This is a genomic window from Rhizobium sp. WSM4643 (assembly GCF_025152745.1).
Classification (GTDB): Bacteria; Pseudomonadota; Alphaproteobacteria; order Rhizobiales; family Rhizobiaceae; genus Rhizobium; species Rhizobium leguminosarum_I.
In genome coordinates, this window is the sequence record NZ_CP104041.1 from 228,805 (window position 1) to 244,200 (window position 15,396).

Below are 15,396 nucleotides of genomic sequence, written 5' to 3' on the forward strand. Positions count from 1 at the left end.
ATATCCCCCCTTAAAGCCAAGCAGCGAAGCGTCAGTAAATCAGATTTTTCATTTGCCACAACAGAAAAATCATCTCCACTCTACCGGCAGAGATTGGCTTGCGGCCTTCTGGTCTGGTATTGCCCCATCGTTACTCTGGAATACCGCGGCACGTCGAATCGGAGGGCCGGGGATTCATCTTCTCTCGAGACCGGCACTCGCTTCTGCAACCGCCTGCGAGCCGATGCTCCTCAGGCACGGGAGTTTCGTTTCTTGTGCCGATGCCTCCACAACATCACAAAGCATCTCTCGCGCCACGCCAGGAACCACATGATGGGGTAAATGCCCGACACCTGCCAGCAATCTGACGACCGGCCCTGGATGCTTCCTGCAAAGCCAATCGATATGCCAGTTCGGTGAAATCACGCGGTCCGCCATGCCGAAGAGAACGTGCAGGGGAAGATCGCCAGGCAGATCTGGAAGGCGTTCCATGTCTCGGTTGAAGGCGCGCAACTCGTCGGCCATCGTGCGGATGGTAATCGGATTGACCACGTGAGAGGCCGGCAGGTCCGCGAGATGAGAAGGCAGGGGATTTGGAAAAGAGGACGACCTCAGACCTCGATCGAGAAAGAATGCGGGCCACCGGCCGATGACGTGCTGGCGGATCAACGGCCCGACCACCGGAGCGACCGCCGATCTAAGCACAATCAACGGCTTCGATGGCACAGGCGCGCAACATGGGGAAATGAGAAAAAGTCCCCTGACGAGGTCTGGTCTTCTTGCAGCAAGGTGTAAGGCCGCTGCGCTGCCGATCGAGTGCGCGACGATCCTCACCTCTGGCAGGTCGAGAGACGCGAGAAGGCGCTCAAGCCAGAAGGACTGTCCCTCAGGTCCACGCTCAGCTGGTGCAGGTGGCGTGCTCAGTCCATAGCCAGGCCGGTCGGGTGCAATGATCCGGAAATCGCTGTTGTCGAAGGCGAGCAAAATTTCCTGCGCAAGACTGCCGCAGCCATGCAGGAGGACGACTGGAAGGCTATGTGGGTTGCCTCCGTCAAGGATGTGAACATCCTGATCTTCGATATGAATTGTTGTTCCGAGCCTCGGCTGGACTGATTGGTTCATTAACATGAGCCGAATAACAAAAATCGGAAGAAGAAGTTCCGGTCGGTTGCGAGACGGCGCGTGCGGATCGAGCCATCAAGACAGGATGGAAGGGAGGTCCAGCACTGCTGCCGCATCTGTGCTATCATCATCATCGCGGTCTCGAAGCGGAAAGATCGAATGCTCCTTCAGCGTGTCAGTTTTTATGTGCTTCTGGTCCTCGTGACCATTGCGTTCGTCGCCATCGTGCTACCGTTTTATTCAGCAATATTCTGGGCAGTCGTCCTCGCCATCATCTTCTTCCCGCTTCACGCCCGTATCGAGGCCCAGCTGGGTGGACGGGCAAACCTTGCTGCAGCCCTCTCGGTGCTGGTCTGCCTTTGCGTCGTGATCATACCGGGGTTGATCGTCCTCAGTTCACTCGTCCAGCAGGGCAACCTTCTCTACCAACGCATGGACAGCGGCGAGATCGATGTCCGGAGCTTTGTCCAGAAACTGCAAGAAGCAATGCCCTTGTTCCTCCGCGACTGGCTCCGGAGGATCGAGTTGAATGGCGTCGGTATGTTTCAAGACCGCGTTTCCTCGGCATTGATGCAGGGCTGGGGATTCTTTGCCGGGCGTGCCTTGAGCCTCGGTCAGAACACCCTGCGGTTCTTCGTCACCTTCGGCGTCATGCTCTATCTCCTGTTCTTCATGTTCCGGGACGGGCGCGCCCTTGCCCGCGCCATCAGAAGAGCGCTGCCTCTCAGCGATGCTCATACACTTCGCTTCACCTCCAAATTCACTTCGGTCGTTCACGCGACCGTGCGAGGCAATATTATCATCGCCATCATCCAGGGTTCGATCGGCGGCATCGCCTTCTGGGCCCTCGGCGTCGAGCCAGCCCTGCTGTGGGGCGTGCTGATGAGCTTCCTGTCGTTGCTGCCTGCGGTCGGCGCCGCATTGATCTGGTTGCCCACGGCCATTTACCTAGCCCTGGCCGGTTTTTGGGTGAAGGCGCTAATGCTGGTTGCGGTCGGCGCCCTCGTCATAGGTGTTGTCGATAATCTTCTGAGGCCGTTCTTGGTCGGCAGGGAGACCAAGCTTCCCGACTATGTCGTCCTCATTTCCACCATTGGCGGCATTTCTCTCGTGGGCATCAATGGCTTTGTGATCGGGCCGTTGATAGCCGCTCTCTTCATCGCCGCTTGGGGAATTTTCGTGGAGGAGGAGGGCACGTCGGATTCTTGACGAAGCGGCCGGTGCATTTAACGATGCCTTCCGGAACTTTCATCTCCCTGAGTGGTTCAACAGATTCGAACCATCATCATGGAGGTGAAGCCATGAGCGCTTCGGGTGTCGCCGTCTTCGATAAGACGCTGCAAACCACAAATATGTGGCTCGACGATCTGATGGCCAACCAGGGACCTGATCGGCAGCTTGCCTGGCATGTACTTGGCGCGGTTCTTCATACGTTGAGAGATCGTCTGCCGATCGATCTGGCTGCGCACCTGTCGGCACAGCTGCCACTCCTCGTGCGCGGCGCCTATTACGATCGATACGATCCTTCCAAACAACCCGTTCGCTCTCGTTCTCTGGATGAGTTCCTGGAACAGGTGAACGAGGAGCTTTCATCGACGCGTCCGGTAGACGCGAAGGAGGCCGTGCGGTCAGTTTTCCGGGTGCTTTCCCACTATATCGATCCGGGCGAGGTGCGGAAAGTGCGCCACGGGCTGCCGGCAGAAGTCCAGGCGCTCTGGCCGGATGCGGATATTCGCCATTAGGGCCTCGAGAGAGTGGCAGGAGCCGCAACCACATCGTTTCGGAAACGACTCTCACCGGAACATTCGACGTCCATTAACCGCAAAAGGCAGGAGGAAAGACCATGAAAGTGTCAGAGATCATGTCGCGCGACGTAGAAATCGCCAACCCTAATCAGACGATAGCCGAAATCGCGAGATGCATGGCCGACAGGCAGATCGGCTTCCTGCCGGTCGGCGACAACGACCGGCTCGTTGGAACCATCACCGACCGCGATCTCGTCGTGCGCGGGCTTGCCGACGGATTAGGGAGCGATGCAAAGGTGCGCGAAGTCATGACCCGCGATGTCAAATATTGCTTCGAAGACGACGATGTCGACGACGTGACGCGCAACATGGGGCAGGTCCAGGTCCGCCGCCTTCCCGTCGTCAATCGTGACAAACGCCTAACCGGCGTCATTTCGCTCGGCGACGCCTCCTTGGCGAACACCGCCGCCGCGGGAGCCGGATTGAAAAAAGTTTCCCGTCCGGGCGGCGCCCATGCACATTAGCAGGAGGAAGGGGGCAGCGTCGAAGATCGCGCCTCTCTGACCGAGTTCTCGCTGCCCGAAGCGGTCCGTTGCCAGAACTCACTGGTTTTTGCGGCTTTACCCGCGCATCGCCCCTTGTACGATCGCGGTGTCGACATTGCGGATTTGCGCCCGATCTAAAGGCCGCGTTTTCAAAAATAGGCGCCCCAACGGCATCTTCGCCAAGTGGAAATGCCTAGGATCCGCCGGTCCTCCGCTTCGTCTTCTCGATCGAAGATGTCAGGGGGCAAGGTCCATGAGCACAGTTCCGCTCCTAAAATCGACGGGCAAAGAGATGTGTTCGTGCGTGATCAGCCATTCGCTGTTTGAACGTTGGCAGCAGACGGTCGAACGCAGCCAAAATTCCTGCGGTCCCGACAAGTTGGTGTTGCCCTTGTCCTGGTGAAGCATATGCGCAAAGGCGACATCGGCGTTTATGGCGATCTTCAAATCGCGGGTTTCCAAGCCGATCGGGCCTTTATATTCATTGAACCACCGCACAAAATTACTCCGGACCGCCTCAAATCCGATAAAGCGGAGAGGCGGCACGACATCGAAGTAGACAATCTCGGGGGAATAGAGCGACATGAGTCGATCGATATCCTTTGTCCGGCATGCCTCGACTCGACTGTCCAAAAGCGCTCTGAACTCGAATTCTGCTGAAGCCATTACGCACTCCATGCGTGTGAACTGACCAATAGACCCTCTTTTTGGTGGATCGGCGGATGGGCGCATGTGTTTCGTCACGAACGCCGGGTGCTGTTCAAAGTTCCCGCAATTCCTTCGCCCGGACGGCGCGAGGACGTTATTCCCCGGCTTCGCCCGGAAACAGCGTCTTCAATCTGTGCTCGGCCGCTGCCCAAGCTCGAACGTGATAGCGCCGCAGAAGCAAGACGCTTAGGGCGAAAACAGAAACTCCGGAAACCACGCCGAGAGCCACCCCTGCATGGATGAGCGATGTGACCGCTATGCCTGTGAAGACGCCTGCGATTGCGCCATCGATCGTGCTTACCATTCCGGCCGTCGTTACGAAGAACTGCCACGGCGACGGCCTCAGTCCCTTGTCGACGAGCACGGCCGAGCGATCATCGTGGGTGGAATGGATCAGGTACTTCCGCATGGCGGGCGCCAACTCGGCATAATAATGCCGGATCCGGGCCATGCCGCGGGCGTGCACCATGTCCTCGATGGCGACCTGCACAGTGCGCACGAAAGTGACAAGACCGATGAAGAAGAGGCAGGGCAGCAGGATCAGGCTGAACAGCACGAAAGGCGTGCCCATCTGAGTGACTTGCGCGACGAAGGCCAGAGCGATCGTGCCGCTCGAAACCGATGTCAGGAACAGATTGGCGCGCTGATTGGCCTCCTGGATAGTGGCTGCACGGGCAGTCTGCAGCACGAAATGCTCCGTTGTCATGCACTGCAGGACTTGTTCTGCATCATTGATATCCGCCATCCCATTCTCCTTGCGCGGGCTCAGCAATCATCCCATCAAAATCGACTGCGATCGGCGTGTCGCGTTCATTTACATCGAAATCTCACGCCAGTTCGCTCCGGGAGGGACCGCCGAAACCGTGCAGCTCGACGGCCGAGAGCCGTCGCGACCTTATCCTTTGCCGCATATCTTGGGAGAACGCCGAGAGCCCCAATGTGTTGCAACTGGCCTGGGAGATTGCTCCATCTCGGGACAATTCTCGTTTCTGCCAGCCAACGAAAGTTGCTTTCGTGCCAAGCCCAAGCGCAGACTGCTCGCAGCAAACTCAGGGGAAAAGATCGGGGAGTTCGGAACGTGCGATGCGTCGCAACCTGACCGCGTCTGCCATGTCTATCGAGCGATAGGGAAACCGCAAGCGGGTGCCCACGGGTCCCCAATTGCCGATCGCACTCAGAAGCTTATCGAGAGCGGCGTTCGAATAGCCGAAATCCTGCCGAAACGGGACGATATGCGCGTCCATAAACGTGCGGATGCGTTGCTCCAGATCGAGTGCGGCGTCGATATCGTTTCGCATCGAGACCGTCCAGATCTGAGCGCCGCGGGGATTAAGGCAGGCTACGTTGGAAAAAGAGCCTGCTGCCACACCTTCCCTCGTGCCGGTTGCGAGATGATGGCCGGGGACGAAGAGCGAAAGCCCTGACAGATACAGGCGTGCCTCGGCATACCAGGAACCGTCGCCGTCCGCGAGCTTGATGCCGATCACCTCAGGCACCGCCGCGCAGACCGCGCCCAACTCCTTTGGCGCCAGTACGCGTTTTGCGTGCGGTGGATTGTAGAGGATGAGCGGAATACCGTCGGCAGCCTCGGCCGCTCGTTTCAGGAAATCGATCGCTTCGGCATCGGTAAGCGGCCACCAGTCCGGCAATATGACCTGAAGGGCGTGGGGATCGAGTGCGGCGGCGCGGCGGACGCGATTGAGCATGATCAGCGGGTCGGGCTGGCAGGCGCCGATCACGAACGGCATAGAGGAAGCCTTGCAGCGTTCGGCCAGCATTGCCTGGATCGTGTCGAACTCCGCCTCCGTCTGATTGTGGAATTCGCCGGCAGTGCCGTTCGAATAGATACCATCGACACCGGCATCGATGAGGATGTCGATCTCCTCGCCGAGCTTGTCGAATTCGATGCTGTCGTCGGCTGCGATCGGCAGAAGCAGGCTCGCCCAATTTCCGCCGATGGCGGGATGCGGCGTCTTTGCATTCATCTCTTGTTTCTCCGATGGATGACGGATCAGTTGAGGTCGTCGCGGATGCAGGCCTTGAAATGGCCAGGTGCGATTTCCCGCAATTGCGGAACGGTGCCGGCGCAGGCCTCGAGCGCGCTCGGACAGCGCGTGCGAAAAACACATCCGCTCGGCGGATTGGCCGGACTTGGAATATCGCCTTTCAGGATCTGCCTGTTACGGCGGGCATCGGGATCGGGCGACGGAATCGCCGAGAGCAGCGCGCGCGTATAGAGATGCTGCGGTCTCGCATAGAGATCGGCACTCGGCGCGATTTCCATAATGCGGCCGAGATAGAGCACGATCACCCGGTCGCAGATATATTCGACGACGGCGAGGTCATGCGAGATGAACAGCATGGTCAGGCCAAGTTGCTGCTGGAGGTCGCGCAGCAGGTTGATCACTTGCGCCTGGATCGATACGTCGAGTGCCGAAACCGGCTCGTCGGCGACGATGAATTCGGGCGACAAGGTCAACGCCCGGGCAATCCCGATGCGCTGGCGCTGGCCACCGGAAAATTCATGCGCATATCGATTGATCGCATCGGCGGGCAGGTCGACCTGGGTCAAGGCCGACTGCGCCCGTTCGAGCCTGTCGCGGGCGGTGCCGATCCCCTGGATCTTCAGGCCTTCCGTCAGGATCTCGCCAATGGTCATGCGCGGCGACAGGCTGGCGAAGGGGTCCTGGAAAATATACTGCATGCGCGGCCGTTGCTGTCTGAGCGCCGAGGCGGAAAGCGCTGTGAGTTCCGTCCCGTCGAAACGGACGCTGCCGGACGACGGTTCGACGAGGCGAAGGACGGAACGCCCGATCGTGGTCTTTCCGCTGCCGGATTCGCCGACAAGCCCGACGACCTCACCCTTGCCGATATCGAAGGAGATGCCCTGGAGAATGTTCAACCGCGTGCCGCGGGAGGTATAATGTTTCGAAAGGTCGCGGACGGAAAGCAGCGGTGCGCTCATCTAGATCTCCTGCCATCTGATGCAGCGGCTGCGATGCTGCGGATTGACCTGTTCGAGCGCGGGAACGGCAGCGCGACAGGCTTCGATCGCGAATTTGCAGCGCGGGGAAAAGGCGCAGCCGCTCGGCATGTTCATCAGGCTCGGGACCATTCCGGGAATGGCGGCGAGCTTTTCGCCGGCCTGTTTCATCCGCGCGGCATCGCCAAGGCGCGGCATGGAGGCGAGAAGGCCCATCGTGTAGGGATGCTTGGGATTGCGGAAAACCTCGCCGACCGGCCCTTCTTCGACGATCCGGCCGGCATACATCACCGCGACGCGATGGGCGATTTCGGCGACGACGCCGAGATTGTGGGTGACGAAGAGCATCGCCATGCCGCGCTCGCGCTGCAGCTTGAGGAGCAGGTCGAGAATCTGCGCCTGGATCGTCACGTCGAGCGCCGTTGTCGGCTCGTCGGCGATCAGTAACGCCGGATTGCAGGCGAGCGCCATGGCGATCGTCGCGCGCTGGCGCATGCCGCCCGACAGTTCGTGCGGATATTGGCCGGCGCGGCGTCGGGCGTCCGGTATGCCGACGCTTTCAAGCAACGCGACGGCTGCGTCCATCGCCGCCTTGCGGTCGGCACCGCGATGGATGCGGATCGGCTCGGCGATCTGGTCGCCGATGGTGAAGACGGGATTGAGGCTCGACATCGGCTCCTGGAATATCATGCCGATGTCATCCCCCCTGATCCTGCGCATGCTCTCTTCATCGAGGGAGACGAGATCGCGGTTCACACCGTCGCCCGTTGCAAGGCGGATGCTGCCTGCGGCGATCACGCCGATGTTGCGGGTGAGCAGCCGCATGACCGACAGGCTGGTGACCGACTTGCCGGAGCCGGATTCGCCGACGAGCGCGAGCGTCTCGCCGGCGGCGATGGTAAGGTCGATATCGTTGACCGCCGTGATCTCGCTGCCGCGGATGCGGAAGATCGTTCGCAATCCTCTGATGTCGAGTACGGGTTCGGCGGTCTGCTCCATCAGCCGGCTCAGTTCAGCAGGCCGGTTGCACGCAGGATCTCGTCGATCCGGGCGGTTTCGGCTTCGTTGAGGTAGGCACGCGGCCGTGGCATGACCGCGGAATCAATGATGCCGAGGCTGCGCATGGCGGTCTTGAAGGCGCCGATGCCGGCTGCGCCGCCGCTGACGCGGCCCTGCGCGACCCAGACGATTTCGAAGAGGCGGCAAAGCCGCTCCTGCTCCTTCCTCGCGGCGACCCAGTCGCCGCGCCGGGCAGCATTCCAAAGCCTAATATAGCCGTGCGGATCGACATTGGCGATACCGGGGACAACGCCATCGGCGCCCATCAAAAGGGCGGTGTCAACGACGATCTCGGAGCCGGTCATCAGGAAGACGTCCCTATGCTCGGCAAGATCGAGGAGCGCATAGCGGAAGTTGCCGTCGTCGCCGCTGGAATCCTTCAGGCCGATAATGGCACCTTCCCTGGCAAGCGTGACCACGGTCTGGCGCTGCAGCTTGATATGAACGCAGACGGGAATGTCGTAGGCGATCAGCGGAACGTCCACCGCGTCGCGGATATAACGGAAGTGGTCGAGGATCTCGGATTGGCTGGTGACCGTATAAAATGGCGCCGTCACCACGACCGCATCGGCGCCGGCGGCCTTTGCGACCTTCGCATGGGCGATGACGCGATCCGTGGTCGGATCGATGACGCCGACGATCAGCGGCACCCGGCCATTCACCACCTTGGCCGAATGTTCGATGATGTCCCGCCGGGTCTTTTCATCATGGAAGATCACCTCGCTCGTCGAGCCGAGCACGAATACGCCATGGCAACCGGCATCGATCAGATGCTCGAGCACGCGTGTATAGGATGGGTAGTCGACGGTGAGATCCGGATTGAGCGGTGTTACGACGGGAGGGACGACACCTTTGAATTTGGTCATTTTCGCTTCTTTCGATTGTCAGTTCAGTTCGGCACGCGGGTCGAAGGCATCTCTGAGGCCATCGCCAATGAAGTTGATTGCCAGGACGGCAAGGATCAGCGCGGCGCCGGGGAAGAGCCATTGCCACGGATATTGTTCGAGCACGGCAGTCGAGCGGGCCGCGTTCAGCATGTTGCCCCAGCTAGCCGCGGGCGGAGCGATGCCGAGACCGAGGAAGGACAGCCCCGCCTCAAGCAGAATGGCATTGGCGATCTGCAGCGTTGCATAGACCACGAGGATATCGATCGAGTTCGGCAGGCCGTGGCGAAAGAGCAGATGTCCGATGCCGGCGCCCATGCCGCGGGCGGCCATGACGAAGTCGCGTTCACGCAATTCCAGCAGCCGCGAGCGGATCATGCGCGCCAGCAACGGCCAGGAGAGCAGCGAGATGACCAGCACGGTCGGCCAGATGCCGGTGCCGGCAATCGAGGCGAGCACAAGCAGGAAGATGACGGGCGGCAGGGTCATCACCAGATCGACAAAGCGCATCGAGACGGCGTCCGTCCAACGTCCTGCAAGCGCCGAGATTGCCCCGAAGAGAAAACCGATGACCGCGGAAAGCGCGGTCGATGCCACGGCGACCAGCAGCGAAATCCTGCCGCCTTCAAGCACGCGCGCGAAGACGTCGCGACCGACGCCATCGGCTCCGAACCAGTGCGTTGCCGTCGGGCCGCTATTCATCGCCAGAAGATCGATGTCGTTCGGCCGGAAAGCCCACCATAGCGGATAGGAGAGGATCAACAGCAGCATCGGAATGGCAATGCAGACGCCGGCAACGGCTGCGCGATTGAGCAGAAACCGACTGAAGGCGCGGGCCAGTGGTCCGGGGCTCCGGCGTTTTGAAGAGCGTGCCAGCATGATCAGCCCACCTTGATGCGCGGGTTGACGACCGCATAGGTGAGATCGGTCAGAAGATTGACGACGATAACGCAGGTACCGATGACGAGCGTCGCGCCCATGATGACGGGATAGTCGCGGGTCTGCACGGCATCGACGAGCAAAAGCCCCATGCCCGGCCAGTTGAAGACGCTCTCGATGAAGATGGCGCCGCCGATGGCAAGCCCGATGGTGGAGCCGATCAGCGTCACAATCGGAAGAAGCGCATTGCGCAAGGCATGCTTGCTGATGACCCAGAACTCGCGAACGCCCTTGGCGCGGGCCGTGCGCACGTAATCCTGGTTCAGGACTTCGAGCAGCGAAGCGCGCATGTAGCGCATGATCAATGCGGCTTGCGCAACAGACAGGAGTGCCGCCGGCAGGATCAGATGGTGGAGGAGATCGCCCACCGAGAACTCCTCGCCCGGCGTCAGCATGCCGCCGGATGGCATCCAGTGCAGGCGCACGGAGAAGATATAAAGGCCGATCAGCGCGCTGAGGAAGGCAGGGCTGGAAATCCCCGCAAGCGCAACCACCGACAGGGAGAGATCGGTCAGCGAATTGCGGCGGACGGCGCCGATCACCCCGAAGGTGATGCCTGCGACGATGGCAAAGGCAAGTGCGGTGCCCATCAACAGCACTGTCGGGCCGATCCGTGACAGCACTAAACCCAGAACCGGCTGATCGAGACGCTTGATCGAATAGCCGAGATTGCCTGTCAGCGCCTGCTGCAACCAGCCGAGATACTGCGCCGGCAAGGGCTGATCGAGCCCGAGGCTTCTGCGCAGATCGGCAAGGTCTGACGGCGACATCGGCAGGTTCGGATCGATATAGGCGTCGATCGGATCGCCGGGCGTCAGCCGCAGCAGCAGGAAAATCAGCATGCTCAGGGCGACGAGCATGCCTATTCCTATGATCAGGCGTCTGAGACTGTATTGGAGCATCGGCAATCCGTCTGTCGGGCCGTCTTGTCAGGCCGTCTTGTCAGGGTGGCCGAAGCCACCCTCAAGGCTTTCCCGGAAAACGCCTATTCGGCGATCGACCATTTCTGCGGGTTGGCTTGGTAGGGGCCGCCGCCCGGCGCCGGCGTCCAGACGAAATCCTTCACCTTGGTCGAGACGATGCCGTAGCGGTTTGCCACCCAGAGCGTCGCCCAGGGCAGGTTCGCGTTCATCACCTTGCAGACGTCCTGGTAGGCGGCATCCCGCTTGGTGCTGTCAGGCTCGGCCAAGGCACTATCGAGCGCCTTGGTGAGGTCAGGCATGCGAACCCTGGCGACATTCGGCCCGGCCGGAGGGATCTGCTTCTCGTTAAGGCCGACATTGATGCTTCCGGCATCCGGCCCGTTCTGCAGCCCGGCATAAACCATCTGGAACTGGGCAATGTCAGGCGTCGCATTGAGCACGATGCTGTTATAGGTCGGCGCATCGACGGCGCGCGGGACGATGTTGATGCCGACCTGGGCAAGCATCGCCTGGACTGCGGCAAGCACGTTGGTTGCCAGCGGCGTGGTGTAATAGGTCAGAAGGGTGATCGGCTTGGCGCCATTGATTTGGTCCCAGCCGGCTTCGGTCAGCAGTTGCTTTGCCTTCTCAGGATCGTAGGCATAGGTGTCGATGCCCTGGGGTATCAGTTGGTCGGCGACATAGGCGCAATTGGCTGGCTTGGCCGCACCGCCATAGAGGCTCTGGATGATGGCGTCGCGATTGATCGCGTACATCACCGCCTGGCGGACGCGCACGTCTTTCCAGAGCGGGGAATCGTGGTTGAAGCCGAGATAGTTGACGACGAAAGAGTTGCCTTCGATGACCTTGAAATCCTTGTTGTCCTTGAAGGTCGGCACATCGTTGGAATCGACATAGGTGAACTGGATTTCACCGGCTCTCAGCGCCGCGATCGCTGCGGCCGGGTTGGCGAAATAGCGGTTGATGACGCGTTCCAGTGCGGGTTTGCCACCGCGATAATCGGTGTTTGCGGCAAGTTCGACATATTGATCCGAAACGTATTTGGTGAATTTGAACGGACCAGTGCCGATCGGAGTTGTGGACCACCACGTGTTCTTCGCCAACTGGTCGGCCGGAATCGAGGAGAGCGCGTGCTCCGGCAGCATCATCACTTTGGTCATCGTGTCGGGAAAACTGCTGCTCGGCGCGCTGAGCTTGATAACGACAGTGTGATCGTCCGGCGTCTCGACCGACGATATGCCCTTCAGCCGGGCAGCGAGCACCGAGCCGGTTTTCGCATCCATCGCAAGGCCCATGGTGAACTTTGCGTCCTTGGCGGTGAACGGTTTGCCGTCATGCCATTTGGCGTCCCCCAGCTTGAACGTGTAGGTCATCTGGTCGGAGCTGACCTCGTAGGAGCTTGCCAGCGCGCCGACGACCTTCTGCAGCTTCTCGTCATAGGTGATCAGCGGTTCGTAGTAGATGCTGAGCCAGGTGAAGCCGGCGGTCGCGGCGAGCGGATTGAAGTTGCCCTGGAAGCCTCCGGGGCCGACATCGAAGCCGCCGGACAGAGTGGCCGCCTGAGCGTCTGTTACAACGCCGGAAACGACAAGAGCCGGGACGGCAGCCGTCGACAGCAGGGCGCCAAGCGCAATAGCCGATAATCTAGACAGTCTTTTCATGTGTTCCTCCCACGTTTGAACTCGTCTTGTTGTTGGCAATCACCCGGGCAATGCCCTCGTAGTGACGATCCAGGCGTCTGCGCGCCTCCTCTAGATCTTTTGCCTCGATCGCATCGACGATCGCGGCATGGTCGCGCCACGTCGCCATCGGATCGGCATTTTCAAGATTGACGAAATCCGATGCCTTGTAGAAGGCGAGCCAGAAGACATCGATCAGCCGCACGAGCGTTTCATTGTCCTGGCAGCGAAACAGCAGTCGGTGGAACAGTTGGTCGTCTTGCGCAAAGGTCTCGCCCCGCTCGGCATGGGCGCGCATCCGATTGACGGTGGCGCGGAGCTCGGCGACGTCCTCCTCGCCGATCACGTCGATCGTTTTGCCGATCAATCCCACTTCCAGCGTACGCCGGATTTCGAGGACCTCCTCGATCTGTCGCAGGGCGCCGCCGAGGCCATAAGCGAGGTTGTCGAGAAGCGGCTCGAAGGAAAAGGCCTTCACGAAGATGCCGACGCCGCGCCGCGTCTCCAGCACGCCGAGTGATTCCAACGCCTTGATGCCCTCCCTCAGCGAATTGCGGCTGACGCCGAGCTGAGTGGCGAGCTCTCCCTCTGCCGGAAGCAGGGTTCCAGGCGCAAGACCATTGTCATCTATATAGGCGCGAAGACTTTCCTGCACGGAGACATGCAACAGCGGGGCGCGTGTCAGCGGCTTCATCGATTTCAATGTCATGCCCCGGTCACTTTCCCGCATCGCCGATAAGACGAATGTTACATATCGACTTGTAGGATATCTGTCAAATGTGCAGCCTGGACGACTGACACCGAACCGGCTCGAAGCCGTTTGAGCGCAACAGGAGCAGCGTACTTTTGCTGGAATTACTTCATTGGATGCTTTGATCGATCTCTGGAGAGTGGACAACTAGGCGGTTGCGGCCGGTTTTTTGGCAAGGTAGAGGGCCGCATCCGCTTGGCGCTGCATGTGCTCGGCTGACAGGAGGTCACCGTTTTGCATCGATATCGCTAGTCCGATGCTGACAGTGACACAGGGACCAACGCGTGAGAATTATGCCGCATGGGCGGCGCGATTGGCGACTGTGGTTGGGCGTCGGTGCGGTGTTTGCATCGCTTTTCGTGCGGGGGCTTAGAAGCCGAGCCTGCGCAGATCCTCCGCGACGAACATCTGGCCGCTGCGATTCTTGACGCTCGGCAGTTCGGAGACCTTTACGCGCCAGGACTTCAGCGCGGAATGATCTTCAGGGATGGCAATGCCGGCGGCGTCCGCGAACATCAGGCCGGCAAACACCGTGATGTCGGCCATCGAGAATGCATCGCCGGCGACGAACGAACGGTCCTGCAGCACCATATCGAAATACCTCATGCCGGCGAGCGCTTTATTGCGCTGGCGGTTGCCCCAGTCCTGACGGCCAGCCCATTCCGGGCTCTTGAACACCTTCAGTTCGGCGCCGAGGCCCGGCGTCGCATGATGGAAGTAGTTGCCGACGGCATCGAGCAGCTCGGTCTCGGCCCGCTTCTGCATCATGTGGATGACGGCCTTTTCCTTCGGCGTCTTGCCGGTGAGCCGTGGATCGCCGTCGAGATTGTCGAGGTATTCGGTGATGGCGGTGGCCTCCGCGATGTAGGTGCCGTCCTCGAGCTGGAGGACCGGCAGCACGCCCGAGGGGTTCTTTTCGAGGAAAGCCGGTTGCTTGTGTTCGGCGCCGATGAGGTCGACGGAGACGAACTCGACCTGCGGTTCGAGCCCCTTCTCGGCGAGCACGATGCGGATGCGGGCAGGATTTGGGAAACCGGGGCGATCGAAGATTTTCATGAGAGACTCCTTTGTTGTCTGTCTATCGATAGATAGATTGCACCTCCAGATAGCTCTTCCCTTTTTCGACGTCAACAACTATCTATCGAGTGATAGGTACGGAGCGACGATGGCAAAAACAAAGACGGATATGCGCGAGGCGGTCATGGCGGCCGCAAAAGCGACGGTGCAGTCGCATGGTTACAATGCGCTCAGCTTTCGTGAGCTTGCGAAAGAGGTCGGCATCAAAAGCGCCAGCGTGCACTATCATTTCCCGACCAAGGGTGACCTCGGCGCCGCCTTGGCGCGTCGCTACACAGAAGAAGGGGCAGCCTATCTGGCGGAGCTTCTGGCGACGCCGGAAGACGCGACTTGGTGCTTGGACAAATACACGGAGATCTTCCGCACGGCCCTGGCCAACGATAATCGCATGTGCCTGTGCGGCATCATGAGTGCGGAACTTGACGACCTTCCTGCGGAGGTCCGCGCCGAGGTGGACAAATTCGCCGCAATGAACGTCGGCTGGCTTGCCAAGGTGCTCTCACGGGCAAGGCCTTCGGCAGGCGAGCAGGACCTGCGAGAACACGCCATGGCGATCTTCGCAGCCATTGAGGGGGCCCAGCTGGTCGCGCGCGGTTGCCGGGACATCGGCATCTATGACCGGACAATACGGGCCTATCGGACCACGGGTCTCATCCCATAATTCGCGAGGCAGGCCTTTCCAACAACGACGTGGATAGTCTGCAGCTCGTCCGAGATAAGGCGCCTGCGGAAACTATGAGTTTCGAATGATCCTAATCGATACCAACGTCATCTCGGAGCCATGAAAGCCCACACCCGATAATCAGGTGCTGGCGTCGATCGATTCTCAAGCAGTCGAAACTGCTATTTGTTTCGGCGATTACAGTAGCTGAGTTACGGCTCGGCATTGCCGCGATGCCTTTCGGGCCTCGATGCTGTGTGCAACCTGATCGGGAGCGTCGAACGCAGCAATTTTATCGATTAAAAGGTGACTAAAATAATCATCTTATGTTGACAGGGCCA

16 protein-coding genes and 2 pseudogenes are annotated in these 15,396 nt (G+C 60.0%); 5 read left to right on the forward strand and 13 right to left on the reverse strand.

The window, feature by feature from the left end; translation table 11 throughout:
* Positions 1-174 precede the first annotated feature (174 nt).
* Positions 175-1,101, reverse strand: coding sequence for an alpha/beta fold hydrolase (locus N1937_RS24965; protein ID WP_260059647.1), 927 nt, complete (start codon positions 1,099-1,101; stop codon positions 175-177).
* Between the two features lie 159 nt (positions 1,102-1,260).
* Between N1937_RS24965 and N1937_RS24970 the strand changes: the two genes are divergently transcribed.
* The 3 genes from N1937_RS24970 (at position 1,261) to N1937_RS24980 (ending at position 3,370) form a co-directional block, all read left to right on the forward strand.
* Positions 1,261-2,310, forward strand: coding sequence for an AI-2E family transporter (locus tag N1937_RS24970; protein ID WP_222295200.1), 1,050 nt, complete (start codon positions 1,261-1,263; stop codon positions 2,308-2,310).
* A 92-nt stretch (positions 2,311-2,402) separates the two neighbouring features.
* Positions 2,403-2,843 (forward strand): DUF2267 domain-containing protein, encoded by a 441-nt coding sequence (locus N1937_RS24975; RefSeq protein WP_260059705.1) that lies wholly within the window; start codon positions 2,403-2,405, stop codon positions 2,841-2,843.
* Positions 2,844-2,944: 101 nt separating this feature from the next.
* Positions 2,945-3,370, forward strand: coding sequence for a CBS domain-containing protein (locus N1937_RS24980; RefSeq protein WP_170255550.1), 426 nt, complete (start codon positions 2,945-2,947; stop codon positions 3,368-3,370).
* A 258-nt stretch (positions 3,371-3,628) separates the two neighbouring features.
* On the opposite strand, the gene N1937_RS24985 is transcribed toward N1937_RS24980, so the two are convergent.
* The 12 genes and pseudogenes from N1937_RS24985 to N1937_RS25040 all read right to left on the reverse strand — a co-directional run bounded on the left by N1937_RS24985 (position 3,629) and on the right by N1937_RS25040 (position 14,373).
* Positions 3,629-4,057: a YybH family protein gene (locus tag N1937_RS24985; protein WP_222295201.1), complete on the reverse strand. Its 429-nt coding sequence runs from the start codon at positions 4,055-4,057 to the stop codon at positions 3,629-3,631.
* 136 nt (positions 4,058-4,193) lie between these two features.
* Positions 4,194-4,844, reverse strand: coding sequence for a hypothetical protein (locus N1937_RS24990; protein WP_260059648.1), 651 nt, complete (start codon positions 4,842-4,844; stop codon positions 4,194-4,196).
* 304 nt (positions 4,845-5,148) lie between these two features.
* A complete protein-coding gene (locus tag N1937_RS24995; protein WP_260059650.1) occupies positions 5,149-6,084 on the reverse strand; it encodes a dihydrodipicolinate synthase family protein in 936 nt (311 codons plus the stop codon).
* A 26-nt stretch (positions 6,085-6,110) separates the two neighbouring features.
* The gene (locus N1937_RS25000; RefSeq protein WP_260059651.1) at positions 6,111-7,064 is read right to left on the reverse strand and encodes an ABC transporter ATP-binding protein; all 954 of its coding nucleotides are present in this window, start codon (positions 7,062-7,064) and stop codon (positions 6,111-6,113) included.
* The gene (locus N1937_RS25005) at positions 7,065-8,081 is read right to left on the reverse strand and encodes an ABC transporter ATP-binding protein (protein WP_260059652.1); all 1,017 of its coding nucleotides are present in this window, start codon (positions 8,079-8,081) and stop codon (positions 7,065-7,067) included.
* 8 nt (positions 8,082-8,089) lie between these two features.
* The gene (locus N1937_RS25010) at positions 8,090-9,007 is read right to left on the reverse strand and encodes a dihydrodipicolinate synthase family protein (protein ID WP_260059653.1); all 918 of its coding nucleotides are present in this window, start codon (positions 9,005-9,007) and stop codon (positions 8,090-8,092) included.
* A gap of 18 nt (positions 9,008-9,025) precedes the next feature.
* Positions 9,026-9,904, reverse strand: coding sequence for an ABC transporter permease (locus N1937_RS25015; protein ID WP_170255557.1), 879 nt, complete (start codon positions 9,902-9,904; stop codon positions 9,026-9,028).
* 2 nt (positions 9,905-9,906) lie between these two features.
* Positions 9,907-10,866 carry an ABC transporter permease gene (locus N1937_RS25020; RefSeq protein ID WP_260059654.1) on the reverse strand — a complete coding sequence of 320 codons (960 nt, stop codon included), beginning with the start codon at positions 10,864-10,866 and terminating at the stop codon, positions 9,907-9,909.
* A gap of 83 nt (positions 10,867-10,949) precedes the next feature.
* Complete coding sequence (locus tag N1937_RS25025) at positions 10,950-12,548, reverse strand: ABC transporter substrate-binding protein (protein WP_260059655.1); 1,599 nt, start codon at positions 12,546-12,548, stop codon at positions 10,950-10,952.
* Complete coding sequence (locus N1937_RS25030; RefSeq protein ID WP_170259447.1) at positions 12,532-13,275, reverse strand: FadR/GntR family transcriptional regulator; 744 nt, start codon at positions 13,273-13,275, stop codon at positions 12,532-12,534. Before N1937_RS25030 ends, N1937_RS25025 begins: the two co-directional genes overlap by 17 nt.
* A gap of 151 nt (positions 13,276-13,426) precedes the next feature.
* A pseudogene (locus N1937_RS25035) lies at positions 13,427-13,605 on the reverse strand (GGDEF domain-containing protein); the annotation flags it as partial.
* Between the two features lie 81 nt (positions 13,606-13,686).
* The gene (locus N1937_RS25040) at positions 13,687-14,373 is read right to left on the reverse strand and encodes a glutathione S-transferase family protein (protein ID WP_260059657.1); all 687 of its coding nucleotides are present in this window, start codon (positions 14,371-14,373) and stop codon (positions 13,687-13,689) included.
* A gap of 109 nt (positions 14,374-14,482) precedes the next feature.
* On the opposite strand from N1937_RS25040, the gene N1937_RS25045 reads away from it, so the two are divergent.
* Positions 14,483-15,055 (forward strand): TetR/AcrR family transcriptional regulator, encoded by a 573-nt coding sequence (locus tag N1937_RS25045; RefSeq protein ID WP_170259449.1) that lies wholly within the window; start codon positions 14,483-14,485, stop codon positions 15,053-15,055.
* Positions 15,056-15,200: 145 nt separating this feature from the next.
* A pseudogene (locus N1937_RS25050) lies at positions 15,201-15,327 on the forward strand (VapC toxin family PIN domain ribonuclease); the annotation flags it as partial.
* Positions 15,328-15,396: the final 69 nt, after the last annotated feature.

Excerpts from the sequence above, each read along its gene's own strand:
- N1937_RS25040 (WP_260059657.1), bottom strand. The coding sequence starts at position 14,373 with ATGAAAATCTTCGATCGCCCCGGTTTCCCAAATCCTGCCCGCATCCGC.
- N1937_RS24985 (WP_222295201.1), bottom strand. The coding sequence starts at position 4,057 with ATGGCTTCAGCAGAATTCGAGTTCAGAGCGCTTTTGGACAGTCGAGTC.
- N1937_RS24990 (WP_260059648.1), bottom strand. The coding sequence starts at position 4,844 with ATGGCGGATATCAATGATGCAGAACAAGTCCTGCAGTGCATGACAACG.
- N1937_RS24965 (WP_260059647.1), bottom strand. The coding sequence starts at position 1,101 with ATGAACCAATCAGTCCAGCCGAGGCTCGGAACAACAATTCATATCGAA.
- N1937_RS25005 (WP_260059652.1), bottom strand. The coding sequence starts at position 8,081 with ATGGAGCAGACCGCCGAACCCGTACTCGACATCAGAGGATTGCGAACG.
- N1937_RS25045 (WP_170259449.1), top strand. The coding sequence starts at position 14,483 with ATGGCAAAAACAAAGACGGATATGCGCGAGGCGGTCATGGCGGCCGCA.
- N1937_RS24975 (WP_260059705.1), top strand. The coding sequence starts at position 2,403 with ATGAGCGCTTCGGGTGTCGCCGTCTTCGATAAGACGCTGCAAACCACA.
- N1937_RS24995 (WP_260059650.1), bottom strand. The coding sequence starts at position 6,084 with ATGAATGCAAAGACGCCGCATCCCGCCATCGGCGGAAATTGGGCGAGC.
- N1937_RS24980 (WP_170255550.1), top strand. The coding sequence starts at position 2,945 with ATGAAAGTGTCAGAGATCATGTCGCGCGACGTAGAAATCGCCAACCCT.
- N1937_RS25010 (WP_260059653.1), bottom strand. The coding sequence starts at position 9,007 with ATGACCAAATTCAAAGGTGTCGTCCCTCCCGTCGTAACACCGCTCAAT.
- N1937_RS24970 (WP_222295200.1), top strand. The coding sequence starts at position 1,261 with ATGCTCCTTCAGCGTGTCAGTTTTTATGTGCTTCTGGTCCTCGTGACC.
- N1937_RS25000 (WP_260059651.1), bottom strand. The coding sequence starts at position 7,064 with ATGAGCGCACCGCTGCTTTCCGTCCGCGACCTTTCGAAACATTATACC.
- N1937_RS25020 (WP_260059654.1), bottom strand. The coding sequence starts at position 10,866 with ATGCTCCAATACAGTCTCAGACGCCTGATCATAGGAATAGGCATGCTC.
- N1937_RS25015 (WP_170255557.1), bottom strand. The coding sequence starts at position 9,904 with ATGCTGGCACGCTCTTCAAAACGCCGGAGCCCCGGACCACTGGCCCGC.
- N1937_RS25030 (WP_170259447.1), bottom strand. The coding sequence starts at position 13,275 with ATGACATTGAAATCGATGAAGCCGCTGACACGCGCCCCGCTGTTGCAT.
- N1937_RS25025 (WP_260059655.1), bottom strand. The coding sequence starts at position 12,548 with ATGAAAAGACTGTCTAGATTATCGGCTATTGCGCTTGGCGCCCTGCTG.